Origin of the sequence: Paenibacillus sp. FSL R5-0517 (assembly GCF_037974355.1) — a bacterium.
In the GTDB taxonomy this organism is placed as follows: Bacteria; Bacillota; Bacilli; order Paenibacillales; family Paenibacillaceae; genus Paenibacillus.
In genome coordinates, this window is sequence record NZ_CP150235.1 from 1669028 (window position 1) to 1686465 (window position 17438).

A 17438-nucleotide genomic window follows, 5' to 3' on the forward strand; every position below is an offset into this window, starting at 1 on the left:
GGCTGGTGTGAAGGGTAATACAGGGCGAAACCGCTGTACATGAATAATAGCATCACAACTATAGAGAACAACATAAAAACAACAGATTAACCATACGTTGAGGTTTAGCTTCGTTATTTTATACAAAAGTACGATCTGCGAAGGGAGATGTCATCATGAATAATCGAGGAACCGTTCCACTGTATGCTTCATTATTAAGTGTGGCACTGTTAACAGCGTCATGTTCTTCAGCCGATCCCTCTGTTGGTGGAACAGAGCAGACGTCGTCTCAGGGACAGGGGACAGGTCAGGGGCAGACAGCCAACGGAGGCAATACTGGTGCGAGTGAAAACGAGAGTGGAGCGCAGGGAGAGGCGGTTATTCCGTATCAGGCTTCCGTTCTGGTTGAAGGATTGAATGCACCCTGGGAGATGGTAAGTGTGCCTGATGGTCGGATGTTTGTAACGGAGCGCCCTGGTGCAATTCGGATTATTGAGGATGGAAAACTGGCCCCTGAACCATTGATTGAATTCTCAGCTCCGTTTAATAAAGAAGGTGAAGGAGGGCTGTTGGGTCTTGCAGCTGATCCGGACTTTGAGGAGAACGGTTATTTGTATGCGTACCACTCCTATCTGGAAGGCGACGACATTGCCAATCGGGTGTTACGCCTCAAGGTGACTGAGGGGAAAGCCGTTATAGACAAAGAACTGCTTGGTAACATTCCAGGCGGAACGAATCATAATGGTGGGCGGATCAAGATTGGCCCGGACAAGTTGCTCTATATCACGACAGGTGAGCGGTATGAACCGGAACTGTCACAGAACAAAGATAGCCTTGGGGGTAAAATACTGCGGATTGGTCTCGATGGATCGATCCCTGCAGACAACCCGTGGCCGAATTCACCTGTGTACAGCATGGGGCACCGAAATGCACAGGGACTGGCCTGGAACCCGGACAACGGTTATCTCTATGCGACTGAGCATGGTCAACGTAATCATGATGAGATTAACCGGATTGTAGCGGGTGAGAATTATGGCTGGCCCGAGGTGGAGGGAGACGAGGATGACAATGGTGCATATCAGGCTCCACTCGCACATAGTGGGAATGATACGTGGGCGCCGTCTGGTGTAGCTTTTGTTGAAGAAGGACCTTGGGCCGGCTCACTGATTGCCGCAAATCTGCGTGGAGAGCAGTTGCTGAAGATTACTCTTTCGGAAGACGGTACACAGGTGGAGAAGGTGGAACCGATCTTCGAAGATGAGTGGGGACGGATTCGCAATGTGAGTGCTGGCGAGGACGGAAAGTTATATGTGCTTACGAACAATCGGGATGGACGAGGAACGCCACGGGATGGGGATGACAAGCTGATTGTACTTACCCCGGAGAGTTGATTTATTCTAACGAACCTGACACACCTTAAATAGAGGTTTAATGGCGTTTGTAGAATGTAACGAACCTCAGCCACGTTATATCGCCAAAATTCACTCGAAACCTGCGGGAAAATCAACGAAATGAGTAAATAAGGTGTCTGGAGTTCGTTAGAAAATCTTGATACTCAAAATACTGCGTATAGGGTGTCTCAGATTCGTTACAAAACAGCTATAGCGTTTAGAGTGTGCCCAATTCATTAAAGGTGGGACTCTGTCAAAAATCAGACACTCACGTTACGGATTTTTCGGTGAATTGTTTTGCCAAACGGGCAGGAGAAAGATTCTGTGCACATGCGTGGTGAAATATAGCGGTGTAATATAAGTAGATGTACATGCTTAATTAATCAAAGGAGCTGTCCCGTCAAATTCATGACTTATGGGACAGCTCCTTGATTGTAAAGGATGTGTCATCCTAATCCTGAAGAGGGTACAACGTAGGTGTGCCACACCAATCTACAAGATTTAAAAGGATGCGTTATGGTCGCCAGAACATTCACAGTTCCGCGTTCTTATTTATTCTGCGCTCTCCGCAAGTGTGGCAATACGCTGAGCCGGATCATTGGTGTACTCTCCACCGTGATAACAGAGAACTTTATCAAGTTTAAGGTCTGTCAGTTTCTTCAAGCTTCGGAGTGCTTCAGGCATGTCCGGTGTCGCAGGTGGCGCAGGGCCAACGAGTTCATCATCAACCACACGAAGTTCATCGGCAGCAAGCAGGAACTGCTGCTCTCCGAAATACAAGCAGATATGACCTGGGGTATGTCCAGGTGTATGAATGACTTGTGTGCCTCCTTGAAGCTGTAACAGGTCTCCGTCTGTCAGAATTCTGCTGATGTTCACTTCGGGCAGCTGCAAGAGCAATTGGTCTGCCAGTGCCAGAACGGGCGCAGGCAACAGAGCACGACGTTCAGGAGTGAACTTGATCAAAGGTTTCTCACCAGTTAGATATGGAATCTCATCGGCATGTGCCCAGATTTCCAGATCGGGGATAGCATCCAGAAGAGCGCCCAGATTACCGATATGATCGATGTCCTGATGTGTAATAATCACACGTTTGACGTCCGAGAGTTGTACGCCCTCTTGTTCCAATGCGGATTGAAGTTCAGCAAATTGGCCAATCATGCCCGTATCCACCAAGGTCACGCCATCTTCATCACGAAGCATGACGGGAAATATGGGACTGTTCCCGGAAGGTGTGGGAATCTGAAGATGTAGCACAGTAATTGAAGTTGTTGAATGGCTCATGGTAATCCGGACAGTAGTCCGGTACACCTCCTTTTCTTTTTTAGCGATAATTGTTGTTATTCAGGGCGATTATATTTTAAGTGTTTTCTATATTTTTTGACCGTATGGAGCAGTGATTCGAACGTTTCTTCTTCATTACTGCCATCCTTAACGATGGAGACAAAAGAGAAGTTCTCATGAACAAGTTTGTTCCTTGTCTGAAATACCAGACCGAGGGCTTCGGCGAATTGTTCTTTTTCCGATTCCAGAGCAATGAACTCTTTACTCAGTTCGGCTTGAATGATCTCCATGTTGGAGCGTGCCCGATAGGCAGGAGTTTTCATCAGCTGGGTCGAATTAAACTTTTTCTGATATACGTGTCTGTACAGTTGATGTAACGTCTGTTCAATGATGGAGCATAGTTCGATGACCAGTGAAGCATATCTTCGGTTTTTGCGTTTTCGGGTGAACTCACGTGTTTCTTCTTTGTCCAAAATACCGTATTTTTCATACAGCGTTGAATCAACGTTTTGCAAGATCTCCTGATATTCCTGTTCGAGTAGTGCGATTTCAAGTTTGGCTTGTTTTTTAACTTTTTTGAAGTCATCTTTGGTCAGCATACTTGTCCTCCCATGGAAACCGAGATGTGATCCTATCATTATCTCATATTGTCCGTCGTCGCGCCTCTAATTTCGGAACCTTTGGTTCAGAAGGGAAGTACTCATGTCCATTCAGACAGCAATTGTAACAGGGGCCAACTCAGGGATGGGTTTGGCAACCACCATTGAACTTGCAAAGCAAGGATATCACGTAATTATGGCATGCCGCAGTGAGAAGCGCGGACAGGATGCTCTTCAGGAGGCTGTGCGTCTGTCCGGCTCTTCTGCAATTGAATTGATGTTATGTGACCTGGGTTCACTCGAAAGTATACGCCAGTTTGCCCGCACATTCCGCGAGCGTCATGATCGGCTTGACGTTCTGGTGAATAATGCGGGAGTGGTGATGATCAAGCGAAAGGAAACTTCAGATGGGTTCGAACAGAGTATTGGCATTAACCATCTGGGTCATTTTCTGCTGACTTTGCTTTTGATCGAACCTCTAAAAGCTGCAACGCAGGGACGGGTTGTAAACGTGTCGTCAGGTGCATACAAGGCCGGCAAAATCCACTTCGAAGATCCACATCTGCACAAAGGTTATAATCCGATCAAAAGCTATGCCCAATCCAAATTGGCTAATGTGTTGTTCACTCGAGCACTGGCCCGTAAACTGTCAGGTACCTCGGTTACGGTGAATTGTCTACATCCTGGTGCGGTGGGCACGAGTATTGGTGTAGATCGCAATACCGGATTTGGCACACGCATTATGGCGTTTGTAGGCAAGCTTCCCTTTTTTCTGTCCCCTGAAGAAGGGGCGCGAACGGCTATTTATCTGGCTACAAGCCCAGATGTTGTCGGCATCACCGGGCGTTACTTCTATCAACAGAAAGAGCAGCAGCTGAAGGCGCATGCCGTTGATGATACTTCAGCTGAGCGTTTCTGGACGTGGAGCGAAGAACAGGTCGGGCTAAAGCCTGATGAGAAATTGTAATGCAACACAAGCTGATGATTGACCAATGAATCAGGTCGCATTAACTTTTATATTTTTGCCTTCACAGCTTGTTGAACCAGTTCAATAAAAGCTTCAATACGTTGAATGCCTTGATCTCCCTGACCGTATGCACGGACAGAGGCAGATGAGGCATTTTTCTCATTCTCACCAAGTACGAGCGAATAAGGTACTTTTTCCATCTGGGCTTCACGGATTTTGTATCCAAGTTTCTCGCTGCGCAGATCTGTTTCTACCCGAATGCCCGCAGCCCGGAGCTGGCTCTGGACTTGGAGCGCATAATCTGCGTAATGATCCGATACAGGCAGCAGCTTCACTTGCACAGGTGCGAGCCAAAGTGGGAAGGCTCCTGCATAGTGCTCAGTCAGGATACCGATGAAACGATCGATGGAACCATAGATGGCACGATGGATCACGACCGGACGGTGCTTCAGGCTATCCTCGCCAATGTAAGTGAGGTCGAACTTCTCCGGCATTTGAAAATCAAGCTGGATTGTTCCGCACTGCCAGCTGCGCTTCAGTGCATCAAGGATATGAAAGTCAATTTTCGGTCCATAAAAGGCACCGTCTCCTTCGTTAATGCGATACTCCACGCCCCGGCGATCCAGTACATTTTGCAATGCACGTTCCGCCTGATCCCACAGCTCTTCCGATCCCATGGAATCTTCCGGTCGAGTGGATAACTCAATCTTATATTCGAATCCAAAGATATCATACATACGGCCAATCAGTGAGATCGCCTGATTAATCTCGTCCTCGATCTGCTCTGGCATGACGTAGAGATGCGCATCATCCTGGCAGAATGTCCGCACACGCATCATGCCATTCAGGGCACCTGAGAATTCATGACGGTGAACTTGGCCGAATTCCATCATGCGAATTGGCAATTCGCGGTAGGAATGGAGTGTATTTTTGAAGATCAGCATGTGCCCGGGACAGTTCATTGGTTTCAGTGCAAACGTTGCATCGTCCACTTCCGAAAAGTACATATTGTCCTTGTAATGCTCCCAATGGCCGGATTGCTCCCACAGCCGGTTGTTCATCATGAGCGGAGTCCGTACTTCCTGATAGCCTTCCTGTAATTGCAGCTCACGCGAGAATTGCTCCAGTTCAGTACGAACAGTCATGCCTTTAGGCAGATAGAAGGGCATGCCGGGCGCTTCTTCGGAGAACATGAATAGTTCAAGCTCTTTACCGAGTTTGCGGTGATCCCGTTTTTTCGCTTCTTCGAGCATGTGCAGATGTTCATCCAGCTGGGCTTTGTTTGGGAAAGCAGTGCCGTAGATACGTTGCAGCATCTTATTATCCGAGTTACCCCGCCAGTACGCACCAGCCACATTCAGCAGCTTGAACGCTTTGATCCGTCCAGTGGATGGGAGATGGGGACCGCGACACAGATCGAAGAACTCTCCTTGATCATAGATCGAAAGCTCGGCGTCCTCCGGCAAATCCTGAATGAGTTCAAGCTTGTAGGGGTCCTGGATTGCTCCGAAGATGCTGAGGGCTTCCTCCCGGCTAACGACCCGCCGACTGATCTTATGATTCTCCTGAATGATTTTGTTCATTTCCCGCTCAATGGCAGCCAGATCACTGATGGACAAGGCATGTTCCAGATCAACATCGTAATAGAATCCATCCTCAATGACTGGGCCGATACCCAGTTTCACTTGTTCTGTACCGTAGATGCGTTTGAGCGCCTGTGCGAGCACATGTGCTGCGCTGTGACGGTAACGATACAGGCCTTCCGCACTGTCCAAAGTAACAATGACGAGTTCGCAATCTTGCTCAAGCACCCCATCGAGATCGATATTCTGACCATCTGCAATACCGCCGATCGCCTGTTTTCCAAGACTTGTGCTGATGGATGAGGCGACTGCACCCACAGTGATGCCTGCTTCGTAAGAACGAACATCTCCACCTTGCAGACGGACCTTAATGGATTGACTGGATGGTGGCAGATCATTGGCTTGATTGTTAATTTCGTTACCTGATTTGTTGCTTGCGGAGTTACTGTTTTCCTGTTTGCTCATGTGAACCACTCTCCATTTCATCAAATGAAAGCGCAAAAAACACCCGTCCCGGAAAAGGGACGAGTGCGCTTGGCTCGTGGTTCCACCCTAATTTGGTTATGGTGCACTCTGCTCTCGGCCAGCCGCCGTGAACAGGAAACATCATAACCCTCATTGGAATCCGCTATCGGGGATCAGGCGGTGAACTCTACTGGCAACAAGCCGAACATTCCAAGGGGAGTCCGAGATGCTGAGGTTCGAGTTCACGGCTGCAGAGGGGTAATTCCGGTCCGTTCGCTGAAGAAGGTTTCACCAATCCCTTCTCTCTCTGGGCAGCACGCAAACGAAATCTTGTCTCTGGTCATCGCCAAATATGTTAGATCAACTCATCAGATGATCCTGAAATGTGTTGTATTCAATATCAATATATGGGAACAGGTGTTATTGAGTGTCGATTATATAGACTGAAAATGGAAAGGTCAAGCGGAACATTTTAATTCGTTACGGACGGCCCATCCCATACTAAACGAATGATCGTTCCTTCACCAGGGGTGGACTGTACCTCAATATGTCCTTTCATCGCCTCAATCAACCCTTTGGTTACGGCCATGCCCAGCCCTGATCCAACGTCCGATGTACCTGTATCTGTACCGCGATAATATCGTTCAAATAACTTCCATACCGTCTCGGGGTCCATGCCTCGTCCATTATCGGCAAACTGAATACTGAATGCATCTGCGTGTTCACCAGAGTGCACACTGACCACGAGGATGGATTCGGGCGGATTATGAAGAAGGGCATTGGCGGTCAGGTTATCCACAATTCGTTCAAACGAAGGAATATGGACAAGTCCATACACAGGCACTTCGGAAGGTTGGAATATGATGCGACCTTCCCCATAAGCCGGGTTTCGTTCAGCGCGTTGGATCAGATCACGGAGTAACGTATTTACGTCAGTCTCTTCCACCACAGGTTGATATCCGCCACTGCGTAATCGATAGGTCATGGCAAGGTCATTGATAAGCCTGTCCATATACATGGATTTATCGAGCATAATGCCTGCAAATTCCCTGACTTCTTCCACGGTCCAGCTATATTTATCTGCTTCAAGCATATGGGCATACCCCTGGATGGAGGATAGAGGCGTCTTCAGATCGTGAGTTATGCCAGCGATCCATTCCTCCCGAAGTGAATCGGTCTGTTTCCGAAGTTCTTCATCTTGCTTCAACGTGTAGGATAGGGCCTGCATGGAGCGAAGCACTTCAGCATACACGTTGTATTTGCGCTTCCACTTACCGTTACGACGCTGACTGCGAGGCACTCCGAAGGCTCCGGTAGGTTCCTCGTAATGACCTCGCTCTAGACGCTGTAACCATTGGAGCATATGCAGCATGGGCGAGCCGAATCGGTTGGCATACCAGAAGGCAAGCAAGATAAGCAGAATGATGATGGACACGATCAATATAACCAATGCCGGTTCCAGAATAAAACGATAGGGATTTGAATTCCCTGTACCATTTGCCTCGCCAGGGATGCTTATCAACCAAGTGGTTCCATTCTTCTCATCGTACCATGTAGCAGTAGACTTGCCTGATCGACTTGGATAGCGAATCTGCAGTACCAACTCCTGAAGGGTGTATTCGCTTGGTACACCCACAGCTGGTTTGTTGAAGGAGGAGAGTTCTCGTCCTGACGCATCCAATACTTGAAGATAGGCATGAGCAGCAAGAAGGGCTTCCTGTCGGCCCGGTTGAAGAGTAAACTTCCCGTTGGTCAGAATGAGATCTGAACGAATATTATTGATGAGCGATTTGGCCGGGTTACTCTCACCATACAACAAAGTGAAATTCTTACCGTTCTTCTCCCGGATGAGTATGACAATCTGATAAGGGAAAGGTTTTTGATTTTCCCAGTATGCAATCAATTCCCCCGGTTTATAGTGAGTCGGAACATCGGCGGGTGCTTGATAATCATCAATGACGTTGCCTTGTTCATCCAGCACCTGGAGCCAGCCTTGATATTTATCCACTTGCTTTAACAATTTGGGGTCATATTTGATGGTATTGTCTGGCATGAATTCTGCTGTATTAATCAATTGATCCAGACCGTTAAGCGCAAAATCATCCACCAAATTCACTTCATTAACCTTTTGCACGACCCAGTAAGTGGCTACAGACCCAAGCAGGATGATTAGAATGACGGCTCCCGCGAGCATTCCGATAAACCGGGTCATTAATTTGCGACGAATACTCATGGGCGTGACACATGTTCCGGTTGAATGAGTTTGTAACCCAGACCTCGGACGTTAACGAGATACACTGGATTGGAAGGATCGGCTTCAATGCGTTCCCGAATGCGGTGAATATGGACCATCACGGTATTATCATCACTAATGGCTTCTGAGCCCCATACCCGCTCATATAGATCTGATTTGGTGAAAATGCGATTGGGATGCTTGCAGAAAAAGAGCAGCAGTTGAAATACAAGTGCCGGACAGGATACGGACTCTCCTTCAACTCGAAGTTCACCAGCCCATTCCAATACCTGAAACCGTCCAAAGTCGTACACGCCTTCCGGCATGCTGGAAGATGACGTATTTACGTTCGATGGGATGAGATCCGAGATCGCAGCTGTTTTTGTTGGCAAATAACGCTTTAGTAAGGATTTAATTCGAGCAACGACTTCCAGCGGATTGAAGGGTTTGGCTACATAATCGTCACCACCAACGGCGAATCCCGTTAATTTGTCATAATCGGTTGTTTTGGCTGTCAGAAACAGGATAGGCGCATCGGTGACCTGGCGTAGAAAAGGGCAGATTTCCAGTCCGCTTTTGCCGGGAAGCATGATGTCGAGCACGATACAATGGTACGTTTTATTGTTGCAGGCCTCAATGGCAGCTTCACCTGTTGTAACGGTATCAATATCGAGAAACTGTTCTTTGAGCAGAACGGTTTTGAGCATATGCAGAATAGCTTGTTCATCATCCACCAGCAGTATTGAGACGTTATCCATAGTTAGAAAATGACCTCCTGGTACTTCCGTTGTGTGTATTGATAATCATACCATCCTATGGGGATGTATAGCGTACATGCTATCTTAACGGAGTCTTAATTATGCAACCTAAGAAGACATGGTGAGTTTAACTACTGGTAAGTTGGGGTTAGACGAAGGATAAGACTCATTCTGTACACTTAACTGGAAAGTATAATGAATTAGCAGAAGGGATGTTGAAAATGAACAGGGAAGGTCATGTGAAAACAGAGCAACAGACACATCAGATCGTAAAGCATAGAAAGGGCTGGAAGGTCCTTGCAATAACCCTTGGAGCTTGCGTGATATTGTCTGCTTGCGGCAATGGCAACGCGATTACTTCCGACCAGGCGGAGCAGCAGTCATCCGAACAGGCGTCCAATCATGAAGCGAGCGAGAACACCAATCAGGAGCAGAACTCCACTTCAGAGGTGAGCGCAGTGGTTACACCGGACAATTTCATAGATACGTTGATGAACGGTTCAAAGGATGCAATCTATAGCCAGTTTTCCCCGGAATTGAAGGGAACGGTAACGCTTGAGCAGTTTAAAACGACCGCTGATCCTTTTCTGGAGGGTGTTGAATCGTGGGAGCAAGTGGTAGACGCCGAAATGAATCAATTAACCGAGGTTGCCTGGAAGGATCAGACAGGGACGAAAGGAATTCGCGCCTATTTTTCCGACGAAAATCTGATTGAGGGTCTGTCAATTCAACCGTTGGAAGCTCATGAAGACACAGATGACAAACTCACCAAAACCGAGTTCCAATTCCCGATGAAGGGGGAATGGTATGTATTCTGGGGAGGTCAAGATGTATTGTCGAATTATCATTATGAGCATGAAACCCAGCGCTATGCACTGGATATCGTTCGGACAAAAGAACAATCAAGTTATCATGGTGATGCTAAGGAAAATGAAAACTACCATGCTTTTGGTGAACCACTCTATGCTGCTGCGGATGGAACGGTCGTCGAAATCAAGAACGATATTCCGGACAATGTACCGGGTGTGATGAATCCGGAAGAGCCGGCGGGTAACTATGTAGTTATTGACCATGGCAACGGTGAATACAGCATCACAGCACATATCAAGAAAGGCAGTGTTTCGGTCAAAAAAGGAGATAAGCTCAAGCAGGGAGACCCTATCGGTGAGCTAGGTAATTCGGGTAACTCCAGTGAAGCCCATCTGCACTTCCAGGTATCGGACGGCCCCGATCTGTTCACATCTCGCTCGATGAACATTCGCTGGGCTGACCAGAGTCAGCAGTTAACTCGTGGCAATACCATTCAGGGACTTCCAGAGTAATTCTATATATAAGTTAAAGCATTGAATTTACACTTAACTACTACGCGGACAGAACCATCTTCCGATCGCTGTTATCCCCAGATTTTATTGATTCCCTTGTATAAAGGGGAAAATCCGGGGATAAAGGCGCACGCTGCGCTTCTTCTGATTAGTTCTGTCCTCTCCGTTGTCGTGTAAATATTTACTTAAAAATATAAAGATTTCTCTGTCAGAATGTAAGAGATGACGAAAACTTCTATTTTCCATTATAATATCCTCTATGATATAGAACGATCTGGATTAATGGAGGAGTATAGATGAAGCTGGAAGATGTGCAGATTGAATATGCGCGCCTGGAGGACTTGCCGAGGATTGTAGAGATTTATAATTCCACCATTGAAAGCCGTATGGTAACAGCGGATTTGGAATCGGTGACAGTGGAGCAACGTGTTCCGTGGTTCGAGGACCATTCACCGGATCATCGTCCTCTTTGGGTGATGAAGCAGGCAGGTCATGTGGTAGCTTGGGCAAGTCTCAGCTCGTTTTATGGACGCCCTGCGTATAATGGAACGGTGGAAGTCAGTGTATACGTGGATCAGCAATGCCGCGGAATTGGGGCTGGTGGACGTTTGCTTCAAACGGTATTTGCGGCTTGTCCTGCACTTGGAATTACGACCATTCTCGGATTTGTCTTCGGGCATAATGAACCGAGTCTGGGATTGTTGCGCAAGCATGGTTTTGAACAGTGGGGATATTATCCCGAAGTGGCCGTGCTGGATGGTGTGAACAGAGATTTGGCTATACTAGGCAAAAAAATATAAGTACCGTTCTTATTTCGTAACATAATTTATACGGAACATAAGAACACTGAAGATAACCTCCAACCTATTTTATAGGATTGGAGGTTTTTTTGTCGTACATATATTCTTCACTATGTGAAAGTGTAGCTAGTGCTTATACGCCAAGTTGATGCTTAATCTCTTGAATCTGTCCCAGATGGCGTTCCTCATGATAACTTGCGAAGTCAATCCATTGGGTAAGATCCATCTCACCGAATACGGGATGAGGAAAGGACTTGCTGCGCAGCAGATCAGGATCATGATCCAATGCAAAGTTATTTAACGCTTGGTGAGATTCGTCCAGATCGGTGCGTACGTCTTCGAGTGCTTCAGGCGCTGCTGGAGGTTGAAGATGGGGTGGTGCCTCGACGGAGCGGCTGCGGTCCAACGATAGTTCATATGGTTTTTTGTCCACAGACACCACCTGTTCCTTTTCGAGTGCAAGGCGGGCTTGTTTTCCAATTACATTTTCCATCAGATTCAGATGACGTAGTACTTGCATAATACTCCATTGTTTGGGTGAAGGCTTCCGGTTCAATTGTTCTTCTTCGAGCCCCGAGACGGCTTCCCAGATTTGGCTGCGTATATCGTCATTACGAGTAAACATCGTGTAATCCTCTCCTTATATACGTTTTCTGTGATGAGGGTGTCTGTGTATGTTCATTACCCCAAATGTGGATGCTTATTCTATAAGCATAGGGGATGGAATAAGTGAAGGCGAATCCAGGCAAGATTCGCCTTGTTAGATGTATTATGTACCCAATAAAAAAAGCCGTTCTCTCTGAACGGTTCATTTCAATCTATGCCAAGTCCAAAAAAAGATTGACGGGCGAACCCCGGCAAACTATAATCGGTACAAGTAACTTGATATGTAAGGAGTCCTGACATGATATGTTAGAAATCGACGAGGTTTATCACCACACAGCATTGCAAATATCATCGTCCGATTTATTGTACCTTATCGAACGGCTGAAGGTCAAAAAAGAAAATGAGATTCAAACGCTCAAGCAGAAGATCGAACAGTTCGAACAGAAGCGTCGAGCGGAAGAGGTCGCTTATCAATCGTTGTCGACCGTGCGCAAATGGTTTGCGGGACGCCCTGCAACCCATCATCAGGCGGTGGAATATATGGTTCAGGTGAAGGAACGTTTTCGCAAGATGGAACAGATTCGCAGACGCATACGTGAATTGGATCAGATCGCAGAACGAATCAAGCATCCGGACAGCATTGAGCGGGACGAGATTGAGCTAGCGCCCGATACCATCCGTGAGCTCAGACAGCTTAGTGAAACGGAGGATGTACAAGCATGACTTTGGAAACGTTAAGCACCGGGATCGATACGGTCTGGGTCGTACTGAGTGCAGCGATGATTTTATTGATGGAGGGTGGATTCGCCCTGCTCGAGGCTGGCTTTGTTCGTTATAAAAATAGTGTGAACATTATTATGAAGGTTTTTGCTGACATTACAATTGGAACGTTGCTGTTTTATGCCATCGGTTTTGGACTGATGTATGGTTCGGACGTTGGTGGTTTTGTGGGAGTAACGGGATTTTTCCTGAATGGGGATTTGTCTCATCTGGACGTACCGGTATCGCTGGAGACATTCTGGTTGTTCCAGGCTGCTTTTACGATTGCTGTTATCTCCATCGTTTCAGGAGCGGTAGCTGAGCGGATCAACTTCCGTGCCTATCTACTCTATATCATATTGATGACGGCGATCATCTATCCAATTGGTGGACACTGGGCATGGGGCGGCGGTTGGCTTAGTCAGCTGGGGATGCAGGACTTTGCCGGTTCGGCTGTCATCCATGCACTCGGCGGATTCTCGGCACTGGCTGCTGCAATTATCATTGGTCCGCGTAAAGGGAAATACACGCCTCTTGGCGTAAGTGCTATTGCACTTCCGAGCAATCTGCCACTAGCATCTGTGGGTGCATTTCTGTTATGGTTCGGCTGGTTTGGCTTCAATGCGGGTAGTACACTCAGCGCCACGGATGTAAGAATTGGTCACATTGCGATTGTTACGATGTTATCCGCGGCTTCGGGTGGTGCAGTTACATTGCTGTACACGTTATTCCGCTTCAATCGTTCAGATGCACCCTCGGTCATTAACGGTTCGCTTGCGGGACTGGTCGGAATTACGGCAGGCTGTGCTTTTGTTGGTGATGTAGCCGCGATATTCATTGGGGCGGTATCCGGCTTATTGATGATGGCTGCCACCAACTGGCTGGACCGTCGGCAGATTGATGATCCAGTTGGTGCTTTCCCGGTGCATGCCGTATCCGGAATGTGGGGCACGATTGCTGTAGGTCTGTTTGCTACGGATGGTGGATTATTCATGGGCGGCGGCTGGAGGCTGCTGGGTGTTCAGGCACTTGGCCTTACAGCCCTGGTTATCTGGGGGTTCGCCATGACCTGGATCGGGTTAAAGTTGATTGGCAAAATTGTGCCTGTACGATCGACAGAGGAAGAGGAAGATCTGGGTCTGGATATCAGCTATCATGGTGTGATGGCAGCTCATCAAGCCCATGAATTCCTGGACGGTGAGGAGCATATGCGTGCTTACCAGGAACAGTCCTCTGATCCAAATCGTTAAATGGAATATAGGATAAGGAAGTAGACTGACAAGCAATGTCAGTCTCTTTTTTTGCTAGAAGCAGGGAAAGACGTCCGGGCGGAAGAATATACAGGTGTGAACCTGAATATGTCTCAGCATAGGTGTATTGTCTGAAGGGGAGGATCTATATGATTAAGCCAGAACAATGTGAACGTCTGACCAGAAAAGCCCGTAAAACACTTGAGGAGTATGGTTTGGGAGTTGCTGCCGATCTGCTGTTGTCCTCAAGCCGCTGGGGAATTCGCCTCGATGTGTCCACACTGGACGAATATCGCAGGACAGGAAACTCACGTGTGGGTGGACATCCGGATTTGCCGAGTCACATGGAATGGCCCGTAACAAAAGAAGGCATTCCAATGACTTTCCTGGCCCAGTTGAACCTGGTGGATTTGTCGCCGTATACGCCGAATGATGGGCGCGGGACTTTGCCTGAACGTGGAATGTTATACTTTTTCGTTGGCACGGACGAATCTGCTTGTCCCATTGAACATCGTGTGATTTTTGAGCCAAGTTCTCATAATCTGATAAGGCGAGAACCTGAAGGGGATACCGCGCTGGATGGAGCACCGTTTGTTGCACATTCGGTGACTGTGCTGCCTAATCTTGAGTTTCCTACATATGCATATATTGACACCGCCGCACTGAACGAGCTCTCGCCGTCTCTGCTTGAGACCGATGAGACCGAAGCGGAAGTAAGTCTGTATGACCGATACCTTGAATTCGAGTCGAGCTGGAATCATCCAAGTACGCTGAACTGGGGTGGTATGTTTGGATATCCTGATGGGCAGCATCCGGATGCCGAGCATCGGGCCTTATTACAGATCGCAATGGGAGAAGAATATGATTATAATGAGCAGGCGTGTGAAGATAAGCTGACCAAGCATTACGGCGGAGATGAGGATCGGACATGGCAGGAATTATCCGATACGCTGCTGCTGTTGAAGATAGATACACATGACGCCATAGGTTTTCAATGGTGGGATTGCGGGGAACTGCAATTTTTCATTCGCAAGTCTGACCTGGAGGCTGGACGGTTCGAACATACGTATTGTTCGTTATACTCAAGTTGAGCAAAGATTTGAATTCATATAAGCAACAAAATGTCCTGAATCCCGTCTATAAGAAGGAGGAAGGACTTTTTTGTTCGTAGATTGTTATATAAATTGAACTAAAGAATATTTACACTGCACACTCCGATGACAGAACAATTTTCCGATCGCTGTTATCCCCAGATTTTTTTAAATCCTTTTATAAAGGGGAAATCCGGGGTGGCGTATGCTTCCGATGTAGCTTTCTTGCAGAAAGCTTGTAGGCGAAGTGTATGCTTCCGAAGCAGCTTTCTTGCAGAAAGTTTTTAGCTCCGCTTCTTCAGGTCCTTTCTGTCCTCTCCGTTTTGTGTATATGTTTTGTTCAATTTATATAGATTTGGGGTATATATCAGGGAGGGATATCTTGGTTGATAATAGAACGTATGTTCTGTATAATGGAGTAAAAAGGAAGTGGGCTGTTGATTCAATCTGCGTTCAAACATATTGACGTGGCTGTAACATCGTTGATAGATATATGTGATCAGCTGTCGGAAGAAGATTTGGCTTTGACTCCAATTGAAGGTAAACGGCCTATTGGAGAACTACTGGCTCATCTGTCTATGATCTGCCGAGCGGATGTGTATATTTCGGAAGGTGCATCGAAGGAAGAAATGGCTCAATTCTATGCTGAGAATCAGGTGCATTCGCTCCGTGAGATCAAGCAGGCTCTGATCGATAACCAGATGTATCTATACGAACGATACAGGCAGTTTAACACGGAAGAGTTACTGCATGTGACGAATTCATATTGGGGAGCATCCTATAGTCGGCTGGAGTGGTTGCTTGAGATTATGGGACATGTATACCATCACCGAGGACAACTGTATACGATGCTGACCCTGATAGGCAAAGAACCCGAATCAGTTCTTTTTAAATAGAAATGAGTAGAATACATACTAGCATGTTATAGGAAACATTACGGGTTAAAGTAAGAATAGACCGACGATACTGCACGTTATACGTGAAATAACGGAGGATTCGGGACGTGGAACAACACAATACATGGGATGCATCGATGAACAATACGTTGATTGACAGGTTAAAACAGATTCCTGAACTTGGTCAGGCTACGCAGATGGAACCAGTTATGAAGGGGTATTCAGCGGATGCCAAATTCAAAATGTTTGTCCCTGGCCAAGGCCATGTGTTGGTGAGGGTATATGATGTTGCTGAGGAATGGATGAAGCAAAAGGAATATCAATGCTTGAAGAGCATGCAACAATTAGGTGTACTATGTCCAGCAACGTTCGGCACAGGTAGATTGGATGAGAAGAACGGTTATATGATTCTTAGCTACATTGAAGGCGAAGATGCGTCCGAGAGACTGCCTCAATTGAATGAACAGCAGCAGTGGGCCGTTGGCTTGGAAGCAGGAGCACAGTTAAGGCTGATTCACCAGTTGCCGATGGAGGAACAGGTCGAATCATGGTACACACGCAAGAGCGCGAAGCATCAACGTTACATGGAGCGCTATAAACAGTGCCCTATCGTGATGAAAGAGGATCAGGCTATTCATACGTTTATCGCAGACCATCTCGATTGGATGAAAAATCGTCCAGATGGATTTCAGCATGATGATTTTCACCCGAGCAATCTTGTCGTTAAGCAGGATAAGCTCGCAGGAGTAATTGATTTTAATCGTTATGATCAAGGTGATCCCATTCATGAATTTTTGAAGCTGGGTTTGTTTGCTTCGGAGATCAGTATTCCATATTCCATAGGTCAGATTCAGGGTTACTTCGATGGCAAAGAACCGGATGAGTTATTCTGGAGATTGTATTCACTGTATACGGCTATGGCGCTAGTGTCTTCTGTGGTATGGATTCAGCAGGTGAAGCCGGAAGAGACACATGAGATGATGACCAGGATCGAGCGTGTCCGTGAAGATCATGATGATTTTCGCAGTTTCATCCCTCGGTGGTATACTTTGAACAGATCATGAATTATGGAAGGGAAAGGAATAATGCCGTGGCACAGCCAGCAACCATTCTGCTTGTCGATGATGAGCAGGAGATTATTAAACTGATGGAAATTTATTTTGGCAACGAGGGTTATCGGATTCTCACCGCGAATGATGGGCTTGAAGCGCTGGAACAATTGAAAAGAGAGTCGATTGATCTCATTATTCTGGATGTCATGATGCCGAATATGGACGGAATAGAAGCTTGTATGAAAATTCGGGAAGAGCAGAAAATGCCGATTATTATGCAATAGACATCAAGTGAGGGTGAGCATAGGCCACATGCTCTGTTCGTCCTCTAAAATATACAGAATCCAGATTGTAATATATAATATGTTCTCTTATCTAACGTAACGCGTAAACAGGAGGATGA

The 17438-nt window shown here is 46.9% G+C and carries 15 protein-coding genes and 1 pseudogene; 10 read left to right on the top strand and 6 right to left on the bottom strand.

Features of this window, described 5'->3' with window-relative positions; all coding sequences use genetic code 11:
* The first annotated feature begins 155 nt into the window (after positions 1-155).
* The gene (locus MKX40_RS07330) at positions 156-1370 is read left to right on the top strand and encodes a PQQ-dependent sugar dehydrogenase (RefSeq protein ID WP_339240463.1); all 1215 of its coding nucleotides are present in this window, start codon (positions 156-158) and stop codon (positions 1368-1370) included.
* A 552-nt stretch (positions 1371-1922) separates the two neighbouring features.
* On the opposite strand, the gene MKX40_RS07335 is transcribed toward MKX40_RS07330, so the two are convergent.
* Together MKX40_RS07335 and MKX40_RS07340 are read right to left on the bottom strand one after the other, a co-directional pair.
* Positions 1923-2654 carry an MBL fold metallo-hydrolase gene (locus tag MKX40_RS07335; protein ID WP_339240465.1) on the bottom strand — a complete coding sequence of 244 codons (732 nt, stop codon included), beginning with the start codon at positions 2652-2654 and terminating at the stop codon, positions 1923-1925.
* Between the two features lie 56 nt (positions 2655-2710).
* Positions 2711-3253, bottom strand: a complete 543-nt coding sequence (locus MKX40_RS07340) for a hypothetical protein (RefSeq protein ID WP_339240467.1) — start codon at positions 3251-3253, stop codon at positions 2711-2713.
* 103 nt (positions 3254-3356) lie between these two features.
* On the opposite strand from MKX40_RS07340, the gene MKX40_RS07345 reads away from it, so the two are divergent.
* Positions 3357-4220, top strand: coding sequence for an SDR family oxidoreductase (locus MKX40_RS07345; protein WP_339240469.1), 864 nt, complete (start codon positions 3357-3359; stop codon positions 4218-4220).
* Between the two features lie 47 nt (positions 4221-4267).
* On the opposite strand, the gene thrS is transcribed toward MKX40_RS07345, so the two are convergent.
* The 3 genes from thrS to MKX40_RS07360 form a co-directional block, all read right to left on the bottom strand.
* Positions 4268-6268 (bottom strand): threonine--tRNA ligase, encoded by a 2001-nt coding sequence (thrS, locus tag MKX40_RS07350; protein ID WP_339240470.1) that lies wholly within the window; start codon positions 6266-6268, stop codon positions 4268-4270.
* Positions 6269-6740: 472 nt separating this feature from the next.
* Positions 6741-8501, bottom strand: coding sequence for a HAMP domain-containing sensor histidine kinase (locus MKX40_RS07355; protein ID WP_339240472.1), 1761 nt, complete (start codon positions 8499-8501; stop codon positions 6741-6743).
* The gene (locus MKX40_RS07360; protein ID WP_339240474.1) at positions 8498-9259 is read right to left on the bottom strand and encodes a response regulator transcription factor; all 762 of its coding nucleotides are present in this window, start codon (positions 9257-9259) and stop codon (positions 8498-8500) included. Before MKX40_RS07360 ends, MKX40_RS07355 begins: the two co-directional genes overlap by 4 nt.
* A gap of 221 nt (positions 9260-9480) precedes the next feature.
* On the opposite strand from MKX40_RS07360, the gene MKX40_RS07365 reads away from it, so the two are divergent.
* Both MKX40_RS07365 and MKX40_RS07370 read left to right on the top strand, forming a co-directional pair.
* On the top strand, positions 9481-10581 hold the full coding sequence (locus MKX40_RS07365) for a M23 family metallopeptidase (RefSeq protein ID WP_339240476.1): 1101 nt from the start codon (positions 9481-9483) through the stop codon (positions 10579-10581).
* A 296-nt stretch (positions 10582-10877) separates the two neighbouring features.
* Positions 10878-11381 carry an N-acetyltransferase family protein gene (locus MKX40_RS07370; RefSeq protein WP_339240477.1) on the top strand — a complete coding sequence of 168 codons (504 nt, stop codon included), beginning with the start codon at positions 10878-10880 and terminating at the stop codon, positions 11379-11381.
* A 133-nt stretch (positions 11382-11514) separates the two neighbouring features.
* Here the strand turns inward: MKX40_RS07370 and MKX40_RS07375 are convergent, their stop codons facing one another.
* Positions 11515-12006 carry a DinB family protein gene (locus tag MKX40_RS07375; RefSeq protein WP_339240480.1) on the bottom strand — a complete coding sequence of 164 codons (492 nt, stop codon included), beginning with the start codon at positions 12004-12006 and terminating at the stop codon, positions 11515-11517.
* A gap of 284 nt (positions 12007-12290) precedes the next feature.
* On the opposite strand from MKX40_RS07375, the gene MKX40_RS07380 reads away from it, so the two are divergent.
* The 6 genes and pseudogenes from MKX40_RS07380 to MKX40_RS07405 form a co-directional block, all read left to right on the top strand.
* Entirely contained in the window at positions 12291-12710 is a 420-nt protein-coding gene (locus tag MKX40_RS07380) for a hypothetical protein (RefSeq protein ID WP_339240483.1), read from the top strand.
* On the top strand, positions 12707-13996 hold the full coding sequence (locus tag MKX40_RS07385) for an ammonium transporter (RefSeq protein ID WP_339240485.1): 1290 nt from the start codon (positions 12707-12709) through the stop codon (positions 13994-13996). The genes MKX40_RS07380 and MKX40_RS07385 overlap by 4 nt, the downstream gene beginning before the upstream one ends.
* Positions 13997-14145: 149 nt before the next feature.
* Entirely contained in the window at positions 14146-15087 is a 942-nt protein-coding gene (locus tag MKX40_RS07390; protein WP_339240486.1) for a YwqG family protein, read from the top strand.
* Between the two features lie 437 nt (positions 15088-15524).
* Entirely contained in the window at positions 15525-15983 is a 459-nt protein-coding gene (locus tag MKX40_RS07395) for a DinB family protein (protein WP_339240487.1), read from the top strand.
* Positions 15984-16090: 107 nt separating this feature from the next.
* Positions 16091-17047 (top strand): aminoglycoside phosphotransferase family protein, encoded by a 957-nt coding sequence (locus tag MKX40_RS07400; RefSeq protein WP_339240489.1) that lies wholly within the window; start codon positions 16091-16093, stop codon positions 17045-17047.
* Positions 17044-17313, top strand: a pseudogene (locus MKX40_RS07405) (response regulator); the annotation flags it as partial. The gene MKX40_RS07400 and the pseudogene MKX40_RS07405, both read left to right, overlap by 4 nt.
* Positions 17314-17438: the final 125 nt, after the last annotated feature.

Excerpts from the sequence above, each read along its gene's own strand:
- MKX40_RS07330 (WP_339240463.1), top strand. The coding sequence starts at position 156 with ATGAATAATCGAGGAACCGTTCCACTGTATGCTTCATTATTAAGTGTG.
- MKX40_RS07335 (WP_339240465.1), bottom strand. The coding sequence starts at position 2,654 with ATGAGCCATTCAACAACTTCAATTACTGTGCTACATCTTCAGATTCCC.
- MKX40_RS07340 (WP_339240467.1), bottom strand. The coding sequence starts at position 3,253 with ATGCTGACCAAAGATGACTTCAAAAAAGTTAAAAAACAAGCCAAACTT.
- MKX40_RS07345 (WP_339240469.1), top strand. The coding sequence starts at position 3,357 with ATGTCCATTCAGACAGCAATTGTAACAGGGGCCAACTCAGGGATGGGT.
- thrS (WP_339240470.1), bottom strand. The coding sequence starts at position 6,268 with ATGAGCAAACAGGAAAACAGTAACTCCGCAAGCAACAAATCAGGTAAC.
- MKX40_RS07355 (WP_339240472.1), bottom strand. The coding sequence starts at position 8,501 with ATGAGTATTCGTCGCAAATTAATGACCCGGTTTATCGGAATGCTCGCG.
- MKX40_RS07360 (WP_339240474.1), bottom strand. The coding sequence starts at position 9,259 with ATGGATAACGTCTCAATACTGCTGGTGGATGATGAACAAGCTATTCTG.
- MKX40_RS07365 (WP_339240476.1), top strand. The coding sequence starts at position 9,481 with ATGAACAGGGAAGGTCATGTGAAAACAGAGCAACAGACACATCAGATC.
- MKX40_RS07370 (WP_339240477.1), top strand. The coding sequence starts at position 10,878 with ATGAAGCTGGAAGATGTGCAGATTGAATATGCGCGCCTGGAGGACTTG.
- MKX40_RS07375 (WP_339240480.1), bottom strand. The coding sequence starts at position 12,006 with ATGTTTACTCGTAATGACGATATACGCAGCCAAATCTGGGAAGCCGTC.
- MKX40_RS07380 (WP_339240483.1), top strand. The coding sequence starts at position 12,291 with ATGTTAGAAATCGACGAGGTTTATCACCACACAGCATTGCAAATATCA.
- MKX40_RS07385 (WP_339240485.1), top strand. The coding sequence starts at position 12,707 with ATGACTTTGGAAACGTTAAGCACCGGGATCGATACGGTCTGGGTCGTA.
- MKX40_RS07390 (WP_339240486.1), top strand. The coding sequence starts at position 14,146 with ATGATTAAGCCAGAACAATGTGAACGTCTGACCAGAAAAGCCCGTAAA.